Source organism: Pantoea alfalfae (assembly GCF_019880205.1).
Lineage (GTDB): Bacteria > Pseudomonadota > Gammaproteobacteria > Enterobacterales > Enterobacteriaceae > Pantoea > Pantoea alfalfae.
On record NZ_CP082292.1, the window covers coordinates 1,211,083 to 1,231,354 of the forward strand.

The following is a 20,272-nucleotide window of genomic DNA, read 5'->3' on the forward strand; positions in this document are numbered from 1 at the left end:
ACCATCCAGTCAGAACTTGTAATTAAAGTTCGCACCGTAGAGCCAGGCTTTACCTTCAGAGGTAAAGGTATAAGGCCCTTCTTTCACCGTCACTTTCTGTCCGTGCATATAAGAGATGCCTAAATCAACCGAGGCATCATCGTTAAAGGCATAAGACGTACCCGCACTCAGCCATAAACGATCCTGGTCCGGAATAGAGATAGAGCGCTTATCGGCCGGAACCGGGCTGTCATCAAACGCAATACCGGTGCGGAACGTCCAGTTCTTGTCGTAGGAATAGGTTGTGCCCAGTGCAATGCGGTAGGCATCGTGGAAGCTTTCATCTTTATAGAACAGCGTCTGGCCGTTAGAGCCAGTGGCTTTCAGCTCCTGGAACTGGCTCCAGCTGGTGTACGCCATGCTGTAGTGAACCGCCCACTGCGGTGCCACTTTATGCCAGCCCGATACTTCCCACATCTCTGGCAGATTCAGGGTTAACGCGCCAGGAACGGTGGTACCATTGGTGCCAAACGGCACACCTGACACTTCCGGATTATTCACTGCATTCAGTCGGGAAGAGAGGCTGCTTTTGTAATCGCCATCGAAGTCGACTTTCACTTCTGAACGATAGGTAAAGCCGAAGCGGTTATTCTCATCCACTTCATACAGGACACCGGCGTTCCAGCCATATCCCCACTCATCGCCTTTCAGATGGGCAACCTGCGTATCAGCCGGAACGCCCAGTCTTGCGCCTGACTCACCGGCATAGCGTTCAATTTTGGCTTTGGCATAAACCGCATCAAAACCGACGCCAAAACTAAAATGTTCATTTAAACGGTACGCGGTGCTGAGATTAAAATTGCCAGTCACCAGATCGGTTTTACCGCCGTAACCCCCCGCGGTGTAGCCATTATTAAACTCTGTTGCTAAGCCATAGTTAGAGGTTGCAGACGCGCCGATCCACCACTGATCGTTGATGGGCTGGACATAATGAATATTGGGAACCCACTGATTCGGGGCAATATTATTAGCATCCAGGCTGCGTCCGCTGGGACTGCGACCACTAATATTGACATCTGGCGCAATATAGACCGCACCGAGTGAAAATTCCGGACGATCCATTAATGCCATCGTCGCCGGGTTACGGCTGGCTGATGCCGCCGTATCGCCCATTGCCCCTTCGCCTGAATATGCGCGACCTAAACCAATCGTAGAAAACTCATTTAACTGAAACCCAGCTGCGTAAACGTGTGAAGAGACAAGCGCCACTGCAGCCGCCACGGCTGACTTTGCAAACAGGTTTTTATGGTTCATGACCACAACCTCATGTGAATTATTATTTAACGCTATAACGTCGCGTAACAAAGGACGGCGGATTGTAGGGACTGATGTAAAACGCACATATCAGACCAGTGCGGAGAGTATAGGTCCGACCTGTGTGCATGTTGCAATATTGTTTTTAAAATATTTCAGGTTTGATCGTTTAAAATTCGATCTGCATAACAAAACAGCCCTGATTCTGCACAGCATACCGATTCCAGTTTGTTCTGGATCAATTTTTATTGTGATATTCGTCACTTAGCGCCATGTACATGGCGCATCTTTACGCGAGCAGGTAAAATTTCGGCCATAAAATCGCTCAACCCACCAGATCGCTGGTCAGGAGAATGAAATGACTGATGCCATTAAAAAATGCAGTGCGACCGAAACAGCAGCCTGTTGTTGTGTTGATGTGGGCACGGTAATGGATAATACCGATTGCACCGCCAGCTGGTCGGAGTGGTTTGCTCAGCGTGCCGATGCGGAAGCCAAATTAGCTCTCCTCACCGAACGTGCACGTGAAGTTGAATCGGAACCCTGTGTGATTGAGTCACGCTTCAGTGAGGTGAATCAGGGTGTGCAGCTGGATATCGATTTTACTTTCAGCTGCCAGGCTGAAACGATGATTTTTCAGCTCGGTTTGCGTTAAGTCTCATAACGCCGCATTAATGCGGCGTTTTTCATTTTCGTGTTTCTCTTCGCACTTTTTCCTTTCCGGTATTGGCGGCTCACCCGCTTGTGGTTAACACTGATCAGGTCAGACCTCTTCAGGCAATGATGCCACAGTCCCAGCCACAGGTGAGAACAATGAGCAAAGCGCAGCCGCTGCTGACGCGTGATGGTGAACGCATCGCAATAACCCACGGATTACGCACCCCTTTCTTACGCCAGGCGACCGGCTTCCATGGCATTCCCGCCATTGAGCTGGGACGTATGGTGGTCAGCGAATTAATGGCGCGCAGTGAACTGCCGGCTGAGGTGATCGAGCAACTGGTCTTTGGGCAGGTGGTGCAGATGCCGGAAGCGCCGAACATTGCGCGTGAAATTGTATTAAGCAGCGGGCTGAGTGTGCATACCGATGCCTACAGCGTCAGCCGTGCCTGCGCCACCAGCTTTCAGGCGGTAGCGAATGTGGCAGAAAGTCTGCTGGCGGGCACCATCTCTGCCGGTATTGCCGGTGGCGCGGACTCTTCGTCGGTGTTGCCGATTGGGGTCAGTAAAACGCTGGCCCGCGCGCTGGTGGATCTCAATAAAGCCCGCAGCTTCGGTCAAAAACTGCACATCCTGCGGCGTCTGCGTCCGCGTGATCTGCTGCCGGTCCCGCCCGCAGTGGCGGAGTATTCGACCGGCCTGCGCATGGGCGATACTGCGGAGCAGATGGCTAAGCGTCACGGCATCACGCGCGAAGCACAGGATGCGCTGGCGCTGCGATCCCATCAGCATGCCGCCAGGGCCTGGCAATCCGGGGTACTGAATCAGGAAGTCATGGCAGCCTTTGTACCGCCGTGGAAAAGCGCCATTGATCAGGACAATAACGTGCGGATGAACGCCAAAGCGGAGGATTACGCCCGACTGCGTCCGGCATTTGATCGCCAGCACGGCAGCGTCACCGCGGCCAACAGCACGCCTCTCACCGACGGCGCGGCGGCAGTGATTCTGATGCGCGAGGGCCGCGCCCGTGAACTGGGCATCAGGCCGCTGGGCTATCTGCGCAGCTACGCCTTTACCGCCATTGGTGTGCAGCAGGATATGCTGCTGGGCCCGGCTTACGCTTCACCACTGGCACTGGATCGCGCCGGCATAACCCTGGCCGATCTGACGCTGATCGATATGCATGAAGCATTTGCTGCCCAGATGCTGAGCAACCTGCACATGTTTCGCGACGAGCGCTTTGCCCGTGAGGTGCTGAATCGGCCACACGCGCTGGGCGAAGTGAATGAAGAGCGCTTTAACGTGCTGGGCGGATCGATCGCCTATGGTCATCCTTTTGCCGCCACGGGCGCGCGCATGATCACCCAGACGCTGAATGAATTACGCCGTCGCGGTGGCGGGTTAGGACTGGTAACAGCCTGCGCGGCGGGCGGCCTGGGTGCGGCAATGATTCTGGAGGCCGAATAATGGAGCAGAATGCGTTTCACCTGAAGATGCGACTTGATCATGTTGGCATCATTACAATCGATGTCCCTGGCGAGAAGATGAACACCCTGAAAGCAGAATTTGCCGGGCAGATCACCGCCATCATTGCAGAGGCGCGACGCGATCCGCAGCTGGCAGGCCTGGTACTGATTTCGGGCAAAGCGGACAATTTTATCGCTGGCGCGGACATCAGCATGATCGATCGCTGTCAGAGCGCACAGGAAGCCGAAGCGCTGGCAAAACAGGGTCAGGAAGTGATGGCTGCGCTTGATGCGCTGCCATTCCCGGTAGTAGCCGCAATCCATGGTGCCTGCTTGGGCGGCGGGCTGGAGCTGGCGCTGGCCTGCGATGCGCGTATCTGCTCGCTGGATGAGAAAACCCGCCTGGGTTTGCCGGAGGTGCAACTCGGCTTACTGCCCGGCTCCGGAGGTACCCAGCGACTGCCTCGGTTAATTGGCGTGCAGCAGGCGCTGCCGCTGATTCTGACCGGCAAGTCGTTGCGGGCGAAACAGGCCCGTAAGCTGGGGGTGGTTGATGATGCGGTGCCGCAGGCGATTCTGCTGGAGACGGCTATCGCGCGGGTGAAAAAGGGCAAGGTCAGTGGGCGCACGCTGCCGCTGCGCGACCGTCTGCTGCACGGGCCGGTTGGCCGTCAGGCACTATTTACACTCGCAACCCGCCAGACTGCAGCCAAAACCCAGGGTAACTATCCGGCGGCAAACCGCATTATTGAGGTGGTGCGCATCGGGCTGGAGAGGGGCAGCCGGGCCGGACATGATGCTGAAGCGCGTGCCTTCGGTGAGCTGGCAATGACGCCGGAATCTGCGGCGCTGCGCGGACTCTTTTTCGCGACCACGGCCATGAAGAAGGAGCGGGGCGGTGAGGCGGAACCCGCTGCGGTGAAGGGTGTCGCGATTCTCGGCGGCGGTCTCATGGGCGGTGGCATCGCCAGCGTCACCGCAATCAACGCCGGATTACCGGTACGCATCAAAGATATCAGCCTGGAAGGCGTTAACCATGCGCTGAAAACCAGCTGGGATCTGCTGAGCAAAAAGGTCAAACGACGCCAGCTTACTCCGGCACAGCGTCAGCAGCAGATGGCTCGTATCACGGGCGGCATCGATTACCAGGGGTTCTCGCAGCGCGATGTGGTGATCGAAGCCGTGTTCGAAGATTTAGCACTCAAGCAGCAGATGGTCAGCGAAGTGGAAGCCCACTGTCAGCCGCATACGCTGTTTGCTTCTAACACCTCGTCGCTGCCGATTGAAGATATTGCCGCCAAAGCACAGCGTCCGGAAAACGTCATCGGCCTGCACTACTTCAGCCCGGTCGATAAAATGCCGCTGGTGGAAGTGATTCCCCATCTGAACACCTCCACCGCAACGGTAGTGACCATTGTGGCGCTGGCGCGCAGCCAGGGCAAAACGCCGATAGTGGTAGCGGACAAGCCGGGTTTCTATGTTAATCGCATCCTGACGCCCTATATAAATGAAGCGATGCGTTGCCTGCTGGAGGGCGAGCCGATTGACCATATCGATCGGGCGCTGGTGAAGGCTGGTTTTCCGGTCGGTCCGATTCAGCTGCTCGATGAGGTTGGCATCGACGTCGGCAGCAAAATCAGTCCCATCCTGCATCAGGCTTATGGTGAACGCTTTGCCGCACCCGCTGCTTTTGACGCGGTGCTTAAAGATGGCCGCAAGGGACGTAAAAACAGCAAAGGCTTTTATCGTTATGACCAGCCGCGCTGGCAGCGTAAAAAGCCGGACACCTCGCTGTATACGTTGCTGAAAGTCACGCCGCAGGCAAGACAGAGTGACGCGCAGATTGCAGAACGCTGCATGATGATGATGCTGAATGAGGCGGCCCGCTGCCTTGATGAGCAGGTCATTCGCTGTGCCCGCGATGGCGATATCGGTGCTGTGTTTGGTATCGGCTTTCCGCCTTTCCTGGGGGGTCCGTTCCACTACATGGACAAACTGGGTGCGGCGGAGGTGGTCGACCGCTTAACCCGCCTTACGCAGCAGCATGGCGATCGATTTACGCCCTGCGAAGCACTGGTTGAAGCGGCCAGAGAATAGACGAAATTTTACATTTCTGCTGTAAATGGAATAACCAATCCGATTCAGCGGGTTAGAAAAGCGCCGCCAGAGTGTGCGGCGCAGCATGATTCTGAGAAGCGCTTATTTAATAAACAACCGGTTGACTATACTGAAGCCATTAGGGTAAAACACAGCGTTCATTCGCAGAGTGAAGAGTCAGGCGCCAGGCGTCGGGCGATGTCGACAAACAACAGCGGTGCTTTATGCAAGTTTTTATCATGCGTCACGGCGATGCGGCTCTGGAAGCAGCCAGTGATTCAGTCAGGCCTTTAACCTTATGTGGCTGCAATGAATCACGCCAGATGGCCAACTGGCTCAACAGCCAGACGCCAGACATTGAGCGTGTCCTGGTGAGTCCCTATTTACGCGCGCAGCAAACCCTCGCGACCGTGCGTGAAGCTTTTCCCCTGCCGGAAAACCAGGATGTTCTGCCGGAGTTAACGCCGGGCGGCGATCCGGAAATGGTCGGGTGCTATCTGCAGACCCTCGCAAACGAAGGTGTGAAATCGGCGCTGGTGATCTCTCATTTACCATTGGTGGGGTATTTAGTCTCTGAACTGTGCCCGCAGGAAGCCCCCCCCATGTTTGCCACTTCCGCTATTGCCTGCGTGGAATTCGATCCCGCGCAGCATGCCGGTAAACTACTGTGGCAGGTCAGTCCCAAAAAGCTGGCGAAAGCGATCTGACGTCTTTGGGCCGATCCTCCCGGCCCCTATCAGGGCAACTCAGGCGGTTGCCACTCCTCAATCTCAATTAAAACCAGCAGCGCGGCGTCACCGCCAAACAGCTTCGGCGCCTGGTGAAAAGCCATCACCCACGGATGCTGGGCCAGCCACAGCGGCGTCTGCTGCTTCAGAATATGCTTTCCATGACCGGTCATAACGCTGGCGCAGAACAGATGTTCACGGCGGCAGGCGGCGATCAGTGCGCCCAGTTCCTGCTTGGCCTGCTGCTGCGTTAAGCCATGCAGATCGAGGAAAATCTCCGGCGTATAGTCGCCACGACGCAGTTTTTTCAGCTCAAAGTGGCTGACATCGGCACGCACGTAGCGGGTGGCTCCTTCGGTGGAGAGCAGCGGCTGGAACTCATCCGAAAAGTAATGGCTGTTGTCCGCCTGCTCTGAAAGCAGTCGTTTTACCGGCAATACGCGGGTTTTAACCGGTAATTTATGCACGAAAGTATCTTGTTTCAACTGACGCGTGCCAGTCATTAACTGTCGAAACAGCGCCTGGTCATCCGGGCTTAAGGGTGTTTTTTTACTCATGACGGGTCAGTTATCTAAGAAAAGTCTGCTACACAGCATAGGCGATACCTTACCGATTAATGTCATTAAATGTCAGCTTTTTCACCTTGCTGCGCTGAATTCTCCCCGGCTTCATGGCACACTACTGGCCGATTTAGCAAAAGGCCTGCGGAGGGCTACGTGGACAAAATTTTCGTCGATGAGGCAGTGAACGAACTGCACACTATCCAGGACATGCTGCGCTGGGCGGTAAGCCGCTTTTCCGCTGCCGGAATCTGGTACGGGCATGGCACAGACAATCCCTGGGACGAAGCCGTTCAACTGGTCCTGCCGTCACTCTGGCTGCCGCTGGATATTCCTGAAGATATGCGCAGTGCGCGTCTCACCGCGAGCGAACGTATTCTGATCGTTGAGCGCGTTATCCGTCGCGTTAACGAACGCATTCCGGTTGCCTATCTGACCAATAAAGCGTGGTTCTGCGGGCACGAGTTCTTTGTCGATGAGCGCGTGCTGGTGCCGCGTTCACCGATTGGCGAACTGATTGAAAACCGCTTTGCCGGTCTGGTGAGCACACCGCCGCGTCATATTCTGGATATGTGTACCGGCAGCGGCTGTATCGCGATTGCCTGTGCCTATGCTTTCCCGGAAGCCGAAGTGGATGCCGTGGATATCTCCACCGGTGCGCTGGCGGTAGCCGAACAGAACATTGAAGAACATGGACTCATCCACCAGGTGACGCCGATTCGTGCTGACCTGTTCCGCGAACTGCCACAGCTGAAATATGATTTGATCGTCACCAATCCGCCGTACGTTGATGCGGAAGATATGGACGATCTGCCGAACGAATATCGCCACGAACCAGAGCTTGGCCTGGCAGCAGGTAGCGATGGCCTGAAGCTGGTGCGCCGCATTCTGGCCTGCGCGCCCGACTATCTTAGCGAGCAGGGCGTACTGGTCTGCGAAGTGGGCAACAGCATGGTGCACATGATCGAGCAGTATCCCGACGTGCCCTTTACCTGGCTGGAATTCGACAACGGCGGTGATGGCGTCTTCACGCTGACGCGCCAGCAGATTGTCGACGCACAACACCATTTCTCTTTTTATAAAGACTAAAAGTGGGGCGAAGCCTCGCCCGCCGAACTCTGACAAGGAAACAGCATGGCCGGAAACAGCATCGGGCAATTTTTTCGAGTAACGACCTTTGGCGAGTCCCACGGTCTGGCACTGGGCTGTATCGTTGACGGCGTGCCGCCAGGCATCCCGCTGACCGAAGCCGATATTCAGCATGACCTCGATCGCCGCCGTCCTGGCACTTCGCGCTATACCACGCAGCGCCGCGAGCCGGATCAGGTGAAAATTTTGTCCGGTGTCTTTGAGGGTGTGACCACCGGCACCTCGATCGGCCTGCTGATTGAGAACACCGATCAGCGCTCGCAGGATTACGGTGCCATCAAAGATCTCTTCCGTCCGGGCCATGCTGATTACACCTACGAGCAGAAGTATGGTCAGCGCGACTATCGTGGCGGCGGCCGCTCATCGGCGCGTGAAACCGCGATGCGCGTGGCGGCCGGGGCGATTGCCAAGAAATATCTGCAGATGAAACACGGTGTCGTGGTACGTGGCTATCTGTCACAGATTGGTGATGTCGCCTGTGAGCTGAAAGACTGGAGCATCGTGGAGCAGAACCCGTTCTTCTGTCCGGATGCCGATAAGCTCGAGGCGCTGGATGAACTGATGCGCGGCCTGAAAAAAGAGGGCGACTCCATCGGTGCTAAAGTTACAGTGATGGCAGATAACGTGCCGCCAGGCCTGGGCGAGCCGGTCTTTGACCGACTGGACGCCGATCTGGCGCACGCGCTGATGAGTATCAATGCGGTGAAAGGCGTCGAAATTGGCGACGGCTTTGCGGTGGTTAACCAGCGCGGCAGTCAGCATCGTGATGAGATCCGCCACGACGGTTTTCAGAGCAATCACGCCGGCGGCATTCTGGGTGGTATCAGCAGCGGCCAGACCATCAGTGCCAATCTGGCGATGAAACCGACCTCCAGCATCACCGTGCCAGGTAAAACCATTACCCGCAACGGCGAAGAGGTGGAGATGATCACCAAAGGCCGTCACGATCCCTGCGTCGGGATCCGCGCGGTGCCGATCGCCGAGGCGATGATGGCGATCGTCCTGATGGATCATCTGCTGCGCCAGCGGGCGCAGAATGGTGACGTCAACAGCTCTGTACCGCGCTGGTGATGGCATGAAGGCGCTCCTGCTTACTCTTAATGCGCTGCTGATCAGCGCCTCCAGCCTGGCCGCAACGCCGTGGCAACAGATTCAGCAGCCGATCAGCGGCGCACCGCAGTCAATTGGTGGCTTTGCCAACGGCTGTATCGTCGGCGCGCAGGCACTGCCGCTCAATTCACCGCACTATCAGGTGATGCGTCAGGATCAGCGGCGCTATTTTGGCCATCCCGATCTGATTCAGTTTATTCAGCGGCTCAGCACCCAGGTGCATAACCTGCAACTGGGCAACGTGCTGATTGGCGACATGGGCATGGCGGCTGGCGGGCGCTTCAGCAGCGGTCACGCCAGTCACCAGACCGGCCTGGATGTGGATATCTGGCTGCAACTGCCAAAAACACGCTGGAGCGCGCAGCAACTGCTGAAGCCGCAGCCGCTGGATTTGGTTGGGCCGGGCGATAAGAATGTCATTGCGCGCCACTGGCAGCCGGAAATCGACAGCCTGATTAAACTGGCCGCAAAAGACGATGATGTTACACGGATCTTCGTCAATCCGGCGATTAAAAAGCAGCTTTGTGCGGATGCAGGTAACGATCGCGACTGGCTGAGAAAAGTGCGCCCGTGGTTCGCGCATCGTGCTCATATGCATGTGCGACTGCGCTGCCCTGCGGGCAGTATCGGCTGTGAAGATCAGCCCGCACCGCCTCCGGGCGATGGCTGTGGCGCAGAGCTGCAGAGCTGGTTCCTGCCGAAACAGCCGGGTTCTGGCGCGCCCGTGAAACGTGAGCCGCCGCCGTTACCGCCTGCCTGTCAGGCCCTGCTGGATAAACATTTACTGTAAGGGATTCCATGGAGTGGTTTGTTGTCAGCCCGCTGCTGGTCGGGCTGCTGTTTTTAATCGCCATGCTCGCCGGTTTCATTGACTCTATCGCCGGTGGCGGGGGGTTACTGACGGTGCCTTCACTGCTGGCGGCGGGCCTCTCTCCGGCGCAGGCGCTGGCGACCAATAAACTGCAATCGGTCGGCGGCTCGTTCTCCGCCAGTCTCTATTTTGTCCGGCGTGGAGCGGTCAATCTGAATGAGCAGTGGCTGAACATCGCCATGACGCTGTTGGGATCCATTCTGGGCGCGATACTGATTCAGCGACTGCAGGCTGATTTTCTGCGTCAGATGCTGCCGCTGTTTTTGATCGCGATTGGCCTGTGGTTCCTGCTGATGCCAAAGCTCGGTGAAGTGGATCAGGCACGCCGCCTGCATGGTCTGCCTTATGCGCTGGTGGGCGGCGGGGCAGTGGGCTTCTACGACGGATTTTTCGGGCCAGGCGCAGGCTCGTTTTATGCGCTGGCTTTCGTTACCCTCTGCGGCTACAACCTGGCCAAAGCGACCGCCCATGCCAAGGTGCTGAATTTCACCTCAAACATGGGCAGCCTGCTGTTCTTTATGTTCGGCGGCAAAGTGGTGTGGGGAACCGGTCTGATCATGATGCTCGGTGCCTTCTGCGGCGCGCGTCTGGGCGCACGACTGGTGCTGAGCCGCGGACAGAAATTGATCCGCCCGATGGTGGTGATTGTCTCTGCCGTCATGAGCATTAAATTACTGTGGGACAGCCACGGCAGCGACGTTGTGGCCTGGCTTACCACGCTGCATTCGTAACCTGAAACGCGATACCGTCATGAACCCGACCCATCATTATGAACAGCTGATCACGCTGTTTGATCGCTGCTTCAGCGATGAATTTCAGACCCGTCTAATTAAAGGCGACGATGAACCGATCTATCTTCCTGCTGATACGGAGTCGCCGTGGAACCGTGTGGTGTTTGCCCACGGCTTTTACGCCAGCGCTCTGCATGAGATCTCGCACTGGTGCATTGCCGGTGAAGCACGCCGCAAACTGGTCGATTTTGGCTACTGGTACTGCCCGGATGGCCGAGACGCGCTGACCCAGAGTCAGTTTGAAGCGGTTGAAGTGAAGCCGCAGGCGCTGGAGTGGATGTTTTGTATGGCGGCAGGCTGTCCCTTCAACGTGAGTTGTGACAATCTCGACGGAGATTGTGAGCCGGATCGCATTGCGTTCCAGCGTAAAGTGCATGCTCAGGTCATGAGCTATCTGACGTCGGGCATTCCCGACCGTCCCGCGCGTTTTATTACCGCTCTGGCGAAATTTTATGGCAGGCCTTCGCTCACCGCGTCGCAGTTTCCCTGGCCGGACGATCTGTGATGCAGGAAGGTATTATTAATAGAGGAATTGAGATGATCGCAGAATTTGAAGCGCGTATTCTGGCCCTGATTGACGACATGGTCGAGCATGCCAGCGATGATGAGCTGTTCGCCAGCGGTTATCTGCGCGGGCATCTGACACTGGCTGTGGCCGAAGTGGAGCAACTGGGCGAACATACGCCAGAAGCGCTGCAGATTCAGGTCTCCCGCAGTCTGCAAAATGCTATCGCTGCCGGAGAACTCTCACCGCGCGACCAGGCATTAGTGGTCGGAATGTGGGACAACCTGTTTGTTCAGGCACGCCAGCTCTCCGCATAACGTTGCAGGGCGGCGTGCCGCCCTCAGCATCGGCTAAACTGCTTTTCCCTTCAGTAATTTTCTCACCCAGTAGCGATTCGGATTAAGCGCTGCCAGTGTACTCACGTCCAGCGGCTGCGGTTCGCCCGTCAGCTGAGCTGCCAGTACTTCGGCTGCCAGCGGTGCACTGCACAGGCCGCGCGATCCCAGCGCACCAAACAGGTACAGGCCCGCCAGATCGGGCGCATCAGCGATATCGTGACTTGCGGCCAGCTGCGCCGGTAAATCAGCGTACTGCACCAACGTAGCGTCATAATCCGGCGCACCGCCCACCATCGGCAGGTGATCCCGCGTGGCGCAGCGCACACCCATTCTCGCCTCGCCGTCACTGACATCCACGCTCTCTGCCCAGCGACGGTCAGGCAGGCAATCCAGTAGTCGGCTGCGGTTCTCCTGCTGATCCTCTTCCCGGTAATCTATTGCGGTTTCGCCACGATGATAGCTGGCACCGATACAGTGGGTGCCAAACTGCGGGCTGACGGGCGTCAGGTAGCCGTCGTAACAGAGCACGGTCTGCAGCGCGTCGAGACCTGGGGTTGAAGGAACATGGCTCACCTGACCGGCCACCGGATAGGTCGGCAGCGGGGCGCTTTGCGCAACGTCGGCAATCGCATGGCCGTTAGCCAGCACCACTGTCGGATGACGGACCGCGGGGCGATCGCTGAACGTCAGCGTCCAGTGATCATCATCCCGTGAAAGGCTGCTCACCCGGTGTAGCCAGTGAATGCGCAATCCCTGGGTTTCACCATAAGCCAGCATCGCGGTGGTCAGTTCGGCCGGTGAGAGCCAGCCACCTTCCGGGTAGAAAATGCCGCTGCAGCCATGATCAACATTTGCCAGTGTCTCCGCCTCTGCGACATCCACGCCACGAGCGATGGATTCAGGCAGGCCCATCGCCAGCATCTGATCAATCTTCTTACGACTTTTCTCATCCCAGCCGAGCTGCAGCACACCGCTCCAGTGATGCTCATAGTGGACGGTTAACTGATCGTAGAGCCGCCGGGCGAAGCTGAAGGCCGCCGGGAAAAAGGTGGCGAGCGCCGGGTCGTGCTGGTTGAGCAGCGGATAGAGCGCGCCCTGACGATTACCGGACGCGCCCAGCGCGGGTGCTTCGTCGGCACAGTAAAGGGTGACCTGCCAGCCGCGACGCAGCAGCGCCAGCGCTAAGGTGGCACTGGCGACGCCGCCGCCAATCAGGGCAACATCACGCTGCTCCGCAGATTGACGATGATACCAGGGCTGCGGACTGGGTAACGGAGGCGCATCCTGCAACGGCCCGCACAGCATTTCGCGCTTGGGACCAAATCCTTTGCGGCGGATAACGTCAAAGCCTGCCTGCTGCAGGCCGCGCCGGACAATACCTGCGGCGGTAAAGGTCGCGAAGGTCCCTTGTGGACGCGCCAGTTTTGCCATCATGCTGAACAGTTCCGGCGTCCACATATCCGGGTTCTTCGACGGCGCGAAACCATCCAGGAACCAGGCATCCACCTGACGATGCAGGCTCTCATCCAGCTCTTCCATCAGCTGGTTGATATCGCCCAGCCAGAGATCGAGCGTGATCCGTCCCCCGTCAAACAGCAAACGCTGGCAGCCGGGCAGGGCCGCAGGCCACTGCGCCTGCAGCGTTTCGGCCCAGGGAGCCAGTTCCGGCCAGTGCTGCTGCGCAGCAGCCAGGTCTTCACGGGTTAACGGAAATTTCTCAAAGCTGATGAAATGCAGACGTTTTAAAGTGGCATCGGGCTGTTCACGCTGAAACGTATCGAACGCCTGCCACAGCGTCAGAAAGTTGAGGCCGGTACCAAAACCGCTTTCCGCCACGATCAGCAGATCGCGCGGATGCTCTGCAAAACGATCGGGAAAACCGTTGCCGCCAAGGAAGACATAACGTGTCTCTTCCAGACCATTGTCATTAGAGAAATAGACGTCGCCAAACGCTCGGGAAACAGGTGTACCCTGTTCATTCCAGTTTAGCTGTGCATGTTCAACCGGGGTTAGTTTCACGGTAAAGGCTCGTTTTTCAGGCAGTGGCGCGATTCTAACGACCCACGTGACATGACGCAAATTTACAAAAGGAAATAGCTGATCGGACTTGTTCGGCGTACAAGTGTACGCTAGAGTGCATGCCAATTAAGAAGAAGTGGATGAGGAAGATTGAATGAAACGTGCTGTGATTACTGGCTTAGGGATCGTTTCCAGTATTGGTAATAACCAGCAAGAGGTGCTGTCATCTCTGCGTGAAGGACGCTCTGGCATCACCTTTTCTGAAGAGATGAAAGATTCCGGCATGCGTAGTCACGTCTGGGGTAACGTTAAATTAGATACCACCGGCCTCATCGATCGCAAAGTTGTGCGTTTTATGAGTGATGCGTCCATCTATGCTTATCTTTCCATGGAAGAAGCGATTAAAGATTCCGGCCTCACCACTGAAATGTATCAGAGTAACCCACGTGTGGGTCTGATTGCGGGTTCAGGCGGCGGTTCTCCACGCTTCCAGGTATTTGGTGCGGATGCTATGCGCAGCCCACGCGGCCTGAAAGCGGTTGGCCCCTATGTGGTCACTAAAGCGATGGCCTCTGGCGTTTCTGCCTGCCTCGCCACGCCATTCAAAATTCATGGCGTAAACTACTCGATTAGCTCTGCCTGTGCCACCTCAGCGCACTGTATCGGTAATGCCGTTGAGCAGATTCAGCTCGGCAAACAGGATATCGTTTTTGCGGGTGGCGGCGAAGAGCTGTGCTGGGAAATGGCCTGTGAGTTCGATGCCATGGGCGCGCTCTCTACCCGTTACAACGACACGCCAGAGAAAGCGTCACGTACTTATGACAATGAGCGCGACGGCTTTGTTATCGCCGGTGGCGGCGGCATGGTGGTGGTGGAAGAGCTGGAGCATGCGCTGGCTCGCGGAGCACACATCTATGCCGAAATCGTCGGTTACGGTGCGACGTCAGACGGTGCAGACATGGTTGCACCATCAGGTGAAGGCGCAGTGCGCTGCATGAAGATGGCGATGAACGGTGTCGATACACCAATCGACTATCTGAACAGCCACGGAACCTCTACTCCGGTGGGTGATGTGAAAGAGCTGGGTGCGATTCGTGAAGTGTTTGGCGATAACACGCCTTACATCTCAGCGACCAAAGCAATGACCGGCCACTCACTGGGTGCGGCGGGCGTGCAGGAAGCGATTTACTCGCTGCTGATGCTGGAACATGGTTTTATTGCGCCAAGCATCAACATCACCTCGCTGGACGCCGCTGCAACCGGTATGAACATCGTCACTGCGCCGATGGAAAAAGAGCTGACCACCGTGATGTCTAACAGCTTTGGTTTCGGCGGCACCAACGCCACCCTGACCATGCGTAAATATCAGGCGTAATCATTACGTCAGTACGCTGAAGGGCCGGCTTGCCGGCCCTTTTTGTTTTTGGTGAACATGCTTCGCTGCAACGCATTGTATGCTCAGGGAACACGGGCAGATCGGAAAGACGCTAAAGCCAATCCCTGGCCGCTCGGCCCGCGCCGTCCATGGCGCGGGACGTTTTCCTCCTCTGCCCCTATTCCCTGCGCGTTGTGCTACTGTGTTGCGGTAAGATACATCCTGAATGGGGTTGGTCAGTCGTCTGACGTTTTACAGCCCATCCGCGTTACCTCGTTCAACCCTCCGTTTTAGCCCTCCCGCTGCAGCAGCCGCAGCAATGTATTGCATCCTGCCACAATCTCGTCAGGCGTCAGTGCGGCAAAGCCCAGCATCCAGCCTTGCTGAGACGAAGGCCCGGCATAGAGTGGGCTCAGACGCGGCAGCAGCAAACCCTGTTGAGCCGCCAGTGCGCTTAATCGCGCTTCATCCTGTTGCAGTCTGACCGTTACCTGTAATCCGCCGCTGCTGACAATCGGCGTGATCCAGGGCGAGAGCCGCTGAGCAATCTGCTCGAGTAACCGATCGCGACGGCTGCGATAGAGTTGACGCATCAGCCGCAGATGGCTGGCGAAATGTCCCTGCTGCAGGAAGGCAGCGGTGACAGCCTGCGGTAGCAGGGCGCTATGCCCATCAAGCACGCTGCGTGCCTGACCAATAGGCGTAATCAGCGCGGGCGGCACGACCATCCACGCCAGGCGCAGAGAGGGAAACAGCGATTTCGAAAAGGTGCCCAGCGTGATCACCCGCTGATGGCGATCCAGTCCCTGCAGTGCCGGAACAGGGCGATCATCATAATGAAACTCACTATCGTAATCATCTTCGATTAACCAGCATTGGTTGCGCTGCGCCCAGTCGAGCCACGCCAGACGCCGCGACAGGCTGAGCGTGACGCCGGTTGGATAATGATGCGAGGGTGTCAGATACATCAGCTTCGCACTGCCGCTGGCGGGGATAGCACCTTCGGCATCGACCTCAATGCCGCGCACCTGTGCGCCTGTGGCCCTGAAGGCGTTGCGCGCGCCAGGATAGCCAGGCTCCTCCATCCACACCGCATCACCGGGATCGACGAACATCATCGCCAGTAACTGCAGCGCCTGCTGTGAACTTGTCAGAATGATCACCTGCTCTGGCTGGCACGCTACGCCTCGTGAGAGCGCCAGATAATCAGCGAGTGCGCTGCGTAACGGCAGGTAGCCGCAGGGATCGCCATATCCCATTGCCGCGCTGCCCAGGGAACGCTGTACGCTGCTGCTCAGGCGTCGCCAGGTGTTGTGGGGAAAAGCGCGTAACTCCGGTGAACCGGCGGCGAATGCGTGCGGAAAAGGGGGATCCTGACAGCCACCGGTTGCCAGAACCTGCTGGCCCCGCGCCGAGAAGCGGACGGGCTGAGGCCGGGCAGGTAATGATGATGAATAGGAGGGGATGATGATGGCAACAAAAGTACCGCGACCGGTCTCGCGTCGCAGATAGCCTTCACTTTCCAGCTGTCCGTAGGCCGCTTCCACCGTCACACGTGACAGACGCAGATCCTGCGCCAGCTGCCGGCTGGAGGGTAACTGCTGACCGGCGTGCAGATGATGCCGGTTGATCGCCAGTCGCAGGGTAGAGCAGAGCCGCTCACGCACGCCGCCACTGGCCTGGTGCTGGAAAAATTGTAACCACGGTGAAGGCATATGGGTCTTAACCCTGCTGGATAATGGGTATCAGTAAGCAGTCCACTTTGCCGTAAACTGCAGCTTCATCACAACAGGAGAATCGCTATGTCATCGGTTTTACAGATTCCGGCCGCCACGCCGCAGCAAAGCCTCGACTATCTGCAGGCCAAACTCGCTTATTACACCGACGCCTGGGATCTGGCGGAAGATCTGGCCCGTCAGGCACCAGAAATTGTGGTGATCGATGCCCGTGCGCCGGAGGCTTATCGCGCCGGTCATATCTGCGGCGCGATAAATTTTCCGCATCGCGGGATGGATGCCAGCACGACGGCGCGGCTTGACCGCAGCAAAGTGTATGTCACCTATTGTGACGGTATTGGCTGTAACGGCTCGACGAAAGCGGCATGGAAACTGGCATCGCTGGGATTTCAGGTGAAGGAGTTAATTGGCGGGCTGGATTTCTGGAAACGTGACGGTCATCCGCTGACCTGGGGTGATGCAGCGGGCGAATGGCCTGCCGCCGCGCCCATAGCATCCTGCGGCTGCTGACTCAGAGTACCAGCCAGAGTAAAAGGGTGATGACCCCCAGTGCGACAAAAAATCCCAGCAGGGGACGCTGCGCCAGCGGCTGTATCGCGGGCGGCAGCGATGCCACAAAGGGTGACCAGATCGGCTGAGGTTTAATCTCGCTGGGTGCAAGCGGCTGCTCAAGAAGTTTTTCTGCCCGGTCAGCGCGACGGCTGAACAGGAAGTTCAGCAGATCCTGCGTCTGTGCAGTGGTCAGAACCATCTGCGGCGTCGCCTGAAAACGCTGCTGGCTGTAATCTTCCAGTTGCTGCCGTTCCTGCTGATCGAGCGGCTGCTTCAGGGACGCTTCCAGCAGTTGCAGCGTCGGTGCACTGTGCTGACTCAGCGTCTGGCGTACCTGCAGATACTGTGTCAGCAGCGGAAAGTGGCGTGAGGGGATCGGATCGCCGCTGGTCAGATTCACCAGTTTCAGCGCTGCCGACCACAGCTTACCGGTGGATTCGCCGGTGGCGGCGGCCAGGCGCACCACCTGCTGATTCAGGGTATGGTGCTCGGCAGGGAGCAGCGTGCGATCGCTGACGCGGATCTGCTGCGGCTGGGGAATCGTCATCTGCCCGTTCTGCAGCATCGTCAGCACCTGGCGCAGCTGATCCTGACTCAGCGCGCTCAGGACGGTCTGACCAAACTGCTGACGGATAAAATCACTGACGGCCTGACGGTTATTACCTTTCGGCAGCAGCTCGGTGAGCTGAGTCATCAGCTGGCGGGTGCCATGTCCGTTCTGCGCCTGCGTCAGGCGACCATTCAGATACTGTTCCGCAGCCGGAAAATGACGCGACTGTAACTCCGCTTCACTCTTTACGCCCACTTCATGACGGACGCCCGCCCAGAGTTCAGGCGCTTTAAGAGTGCTGAGCGATGAGATACGCACGATCAGGCGTTCTAACGTCGTGCGCTGAGCAGGGGAGAGTGGCTGTTCACCCGCCACAGAACCGTGACGGGTCACACCGGTTTGCGGATTGACAGATGAACGATCGACCGGCGCACCGGGGCCGCTGAGAGGTTGCATGGCGGATTCCTTGGGAAAACAGAACAGCGTGGGGTGCGCCGGAAAACGAATAGGCCATGATAGCAAAAGCCCCCGGGAAATCCCACGGGGGACTCGCGTTTCGCCGCGAGATTTACGCTTGAGTTGTGAACCTCAGCCGCCTTTATTTACCACCCTCTTTAGCTGCATCTTCACTCACCGCAGCCAGACTCCTTAATCGGCAGAAGGTATGATTCAGGATGGTGGCTGAATGACCGGTTTGTGCCGGGTTAGCGGCGTCCGCAGTCGCTGCGCCAGTATGACACCGCCCAGCGTCAGACCACCGCCAATCCAGTGGTAACTGTGCAGTTGCTCGTGCAGAAACAGCACGGCGATCAATGCGGTAAACAGCGGCGTCAGATTCATAAAGATGCTGGTGGTGCTGGCACCAAGGCGCTGCACGCCATGGATCCACAAAAAAGGCGCGATGATGGAGGCGAACAGCCCGGCAAACGCTACCAGTGGCAGGTTATGCCAGTTAAGCGACACGTCTGGTGCCAGTAAAAAGCCGGGCAGCAACAGCAGTACGCCGAATACGATCTGCACATAGAGACTCTGCCAGATTGGCAATGGCAGCGCCCAGCGTTTCGTCAGGACGCCATACAGCGCATAGGAGGTGGAAGCGGCCAGCATCATCAGTTCACCTTTGCCCATGCCATGATTCAGCAACTGCATCACGTCACCCTGACTGACCAGCCACACGAGTCCGCAAAAAGAGAGAATACTGCCGAGCAGGATACCGAGCGTTGGCGCAATCCGAAGGATAACCACGCTCAGCAGTACGGTGAGCAGCGGGATCAGCGCGCCAATAATGCCCATAAACAGTGCGCTGACACTATGTGCCGCGTAATAGGCAAGACTCTGATAGAGCACCATACCGAGCAGCCCAAGGATCGCCAGCCGCCACAGATGCGGTTTGATGATCTTACGCGAGCGCCACACGCCAGGCAGCACAAAGGGAGTAAGTACCAGCAGCGCCAGCAGCCAGCGATAGAATGAGATCGCTGCCGGATCGATCGCACTGGCCGACAGTTTGCTGACAATTGAGTTGATCGACCAGATCATCACCGCAAAGAGCGGGTACAGGAAAAACATGCTGACTCTCCATACGTCATTACACGCCATTGATGAGGCGCAGTGTACGCTTGTCCGGATTTATCCAGATAGTTAATATCGGACAAAATGAGCGAATGAGCGGACAGAATGAGCCTGAAAGTGACCTACCAGCCGCCGGTGAATGCGCCGCAGTTACGCTACTTTATGCGTTATGAACAGGCCAATGCCCGCACCGAATATCTGCCGCATGCGCATGCCTGGGGCCAGCTGATCATGGTGAAAAGCCACGTCCTGGAGATGCAGGTCGAGGGCGAGCGCTTGCTGACGCCGGCCGATATTCCGGTCTGGATCCCGCCGGGTCAGCTGCACAGTAGCTATAACCATCGTCAGGCGCAGTTTCGCACCTTTAATCTGGCGTCACCGCTCTGCGCCGACTTACCCCGGCGCGCCTGTCTGATGCTGATAGATCCCATTGCACACGCCATCATGGACGATTTCGCTGAGCAGCAAATCGAGCAACCCGCCACGGATGCCCAGTGGCGGCTGTGCGAGGTGCTGCGCGATCGCCTGAAGCTGGCGCAGGTGCAGGAGAGTTATCTGCCGACTTCAGATGATAAATTTCTGGCGCCTGTGTTACATGCGCTGGAAGCGCATCCGGGCGATAACACCACGCTGGCGGGCTGGGCGGCGCGGGTCTTTACGACCGAACGGACGCTGGCGCGGCGCTGCCAGCAGCATCTGCATATGACGTTTGGTGAGTGGCGGCAGCGTCTGCGGTATCTTCGCGCCATCGTACTGCTCGAGCAGGGAGAAAGCGTGCAGAGTATCGCCCATGAGCTGGGATACAGTTCCGCCTCGGCGCTGATTGTGATGTTCCAGCAACAGGCAGGCACCACGCCCGATCGCTACCGTGCGCGGTTAGGCTAACGCGTCGCTTTGTGCCAG

19 protein-coding genes are annotated in these 20,272 nt (G+C 57.4%); 13 read left to right on the top strand and 6 right to left on the bottom strand.

Annotated elements, in window-relative coordinates:
- Positions 1–9 precede the first annotated feature (9 nt).
- The gene (gene fadL, locus K6R05_RS05820) at positions 10–1,293 is read right to left on the bottom strand and encodes a long-chain fatty acid transporter FadL (RefSeq protein WP_161733434.1); all 1,284 of its coding nucleotides are present in this window, start codon (positions 1,291–1,293) and stop codon (positions 10–12) included.
- A 358-nt stretch (positions 1,294–1,651) separates the two neighbouring features.
- On the opposite strand from fadL, the gene K6R05_RS05825 reads away from it, so the two are divergent.
- The 4 genes from K6R05_RS05825 to sixA all read left to right on the top strand — a co-directional run bounded on the left by K6R05_RS05825 (position 1,652) and on the right by sixA (position 6,220).
- A complete protein-coding gene (locus K6R05_RS05825; RefSeq protein WP_161733432.1) occupies positions 1,652–1,948 on the top strand; it encodes a YfcZ/YiiS family protein in 297 nt (98 codons plus the stop codon).
- Positions 1,949–2,106: 158 nt separating this feature from the next.
- The gene (gene fadI, locus K6R05_RS05830; RefSeq protein WP_222925178.1) at positions 2,107–3,417 is read left to right on the top strand and encodes an acetyl-CoA C-acyltransferase FadI; all 1,311 of its coding nucleotides are present in this window, start codon (positions 2,107–2,109) and stop codon (positions 3,415–3,417) included.
- On the top strand, positions 3,417–5,513 hold the full coding sequence (gene fadJ / locus K6R05_RS05835) for a fatty acid oxidation complex subunit alpha FadJ (protein ID WP_222925179.1): 2,097 nt from the start codon (positions 3,417–3,419) through the stop codon (positions 5,511–5,513). The genes fadI and fadJ overlap by 1 nt, the downstream gene beginning before the upstream one ends.
- 224 nt (positions 5,514–5,737) lie before the next feature.
- Positions 5,738–6,220 carry a phosphohistidine phosphatase SixA gene (sixA, locus tag K6R05_RS05840; protein ID WP_013358611.1) on the top strand — a complete coding sequence of 161 codons (483 nt, stop codon included), beginning with the start codon at positions 5,738–5,740 and terminating at the stop codon, positions 6,218–6,220.
- A gap of 29 nt (positions 6,221–6,249) precedes the next feature.
- Here sixA and smrB read toward each other — a convergent pair whose 3' ends face one another.
- Complete coding sequence (gene smrB / locus K6R05_RS05845) at positions 6,250–6,798, bottom strand: endonuclease SmrB (RefSeq protein ID WP_161733426.1); 549 nt, start codon at positions 6,796–6,798, stop codon at positions 6,250–6,252.
- Positions 6,799–6,957: 159 nt separating this feature from the next.
- On the opposite strand from smrB, the gene prmB reads away from it, so the two are divergent.
- The 6 genes from prmB to K6R05_RS05875 are packed head-to-tail and all read left to right on the top strand — an operon-like array spanning position 6,958 to position 11,544.
- A complete protein-coding gene (gene prmB / locus K6R05_RS05850; protein ID WP_222925180.1) occupies positions 6,958–7,890 on the top strand; it encodes a 50S ribosomal protein L3 N(5)-glutamine methyltransferase in 933 nt (310 codons plus the stop codon).
- A gap of 45 nt (positions 7,891–7,935) precedes the next feature.
- The gene (gene aroC, locus K6R05_RS05855) at positions 7,936–9,021 is read left to right on the top strand and encodes a chorismate synthase (protein WP_161733424.1); all 1,086 of its coding nucleotides are present in this window, start codon (positions 7,936–7,938) and stop codon (positions 9,019–9,021) included.
- A gap of 4 nt (positions 9,022–9,025) precedes the next feature.
- Positions 9,026–9,850, top strand: coding sequence for a penicillin-insensitive murein endopeptidase (gene mepA, locus K6R05_RS05860; RefSeq protein ID WP_161733422.1), 825 nt, complete (start codon positions 9,026–9,028; stop codon positions 9,848–9,850).
- A gap of 8 nt (positions 9,851–9,858) precedes the next feature.
- On the top strand, positions 9,859–10,662 hold the full coding sequence (locus tag K6R05_RS05865; protein ID WP_161733420.1) for a sulfite exporter TauE/SafE family protein: 804 nt from the start codon (positions 9,859–9,861) through the stop codon (positions 10,660–10,662).
- Between the two features lie 19 nt (positions 10,663–10,681).
- Positions 10,682–11,227 carry an elongation factor P hydroxylase gene (locus K6R05_RS05870; RefSeq protein WP_222925181.1) on the top strand — a complete coding sequence of 182 codons (546 nt, stop codon included), beginning with the start codon at positions 10,682–10,684 and terminating at the stop codon, positions 11,225–11,227.
- 32 nt (positions 11,228–11,259) lie between these two features.
- The gene (locus K6R05_RS05875; RefSeq protein ID WP_003854283.1) at positions 11,260–11,544 is read left to right on the top strand and encodes a YfcL family protein; all 285 of its coding nucleotides are present in this window, start codon (positions 11,260–11,262) and stop codon (positions 11,542–11,544) included.
- A gap of 33 nt (positions 11,545–11,577) precedes the next feature.
- Here the strand turns inward: K6R05_RS05875 and mnmC are convergent, their stop codons facing one another.
- On the bottom strand, positions 11,578–13,584 hold the full coding sequence (gene mnmC / locus K6R05_RS05880) for a bifunctional tRNA (5-methylaminomethyl-2-thiouridine)(34)-methyltransferase MnmC2/FAD-dependent 5-carboxymethylaminomethyl-2-thiouridine(34) oxidoreductase MnmC1 (RefSeq protein ID WP_161733416.1): 2,007 nt from the start codon (positions 13,582–13,584) through the stop codon (positions 11,578–11,580).
- A 154-nt stretch (positions 13,585–13,738) separates the two neighbouring features.
- Between mnmC and fabB the strand changes: the two genes are divergently transcribed.
- Positions 13,739–14,959, top strand: coding sequence for a beta-ketoacyl-ACP synthase I (gene fabB, locus K6R05_RS05885; protein ID WP_033783746.1), 1,221 nt, complete (start codon positions 13,739–13,741; stop codon positions 14,957–14,959).
- A gap of 290 nt (positions 14,960–15,249) precedes the next feature.
- On the opposite strand, the gene pdxR is transcribed toward fabB, so the two are convergent.
- Positions 15,250–16,674, bottom strand: coding sequence for a MocR-like pyridoxine biosynthesis transcription factor PdxR (pdxR, locus tag K6R05_RS05890; RefSeq protein ID WP_222925182.1), 1,425 nt, complete (start codon positions 16,672–16,674; stop codon positions 15,250–15,252).
- An 87-nt stretch (positions 16,675–16,761) separates the two neighbouring features.
- Here pdxR and K6R05_RS05895 point away from each other — a divergent pair, with 87 nt between their 5' ends.
- The gene (locus tag K6R05_RS05895) at positions 16,762–17,205 is read left to right on the top strand and encodes a rhodanese-like domain-containing protein (RefSeq protein WP_161733411.1); all 444 of its coding nucleotides are present in this window, start codon (positions 16,762–16,764) and stop codon (positions 17,203–17,205) included.
- 1 nt (position 17,206) lies between these two features.
- On the opposite strand, the gene flk is transcribed toward K6R05_RS05895, so the two are convergent.
- Both flk and K6R05_RS05905 read right to left on the bottom strand, forming a co-directional pair.
- Positions 17,207–18,253 (bottom strand): flagella biosynthesis regulator Flk, encoded by a 1,047-nt coding sequence (gene flk, locus K6R05_RS05900; protein ID WP_161733409.1) that lies wholly within the window; start codon positions 18,251–18,253, stop codon positions 17,207–17,209.
- A 213-nt stretch (positions 18,254–18,466) separates the two neighbouring features.
- Positions 18,467–19,366, bottom strand: coding sequence for a DMT family transporter (locus K6R05_RS05905; protein ID WP_222925183.1), 900 nt, complete (start codon positions 19,364–19,366; stop codon positions 18,467–18,469).
- A gap of 108 nt (positions 19,367–19,474) precedes the next feature.
- Between K6R05_RS05905 and K6R05_RS05910 the strand changes: the two genes are divergently transcribed.
- Complete coding sequence (locus K6R05_RS05910; protein WP_161733405.1) at positions 19,475–20,254, top strand: AraC family transcriptional regulator; 780 nt, start codon at positions 19,475–19,477, stop codon at positions 20,252–20,254.
- Positions 20,255–20,272: the final 18 nt, after the last annotated feature.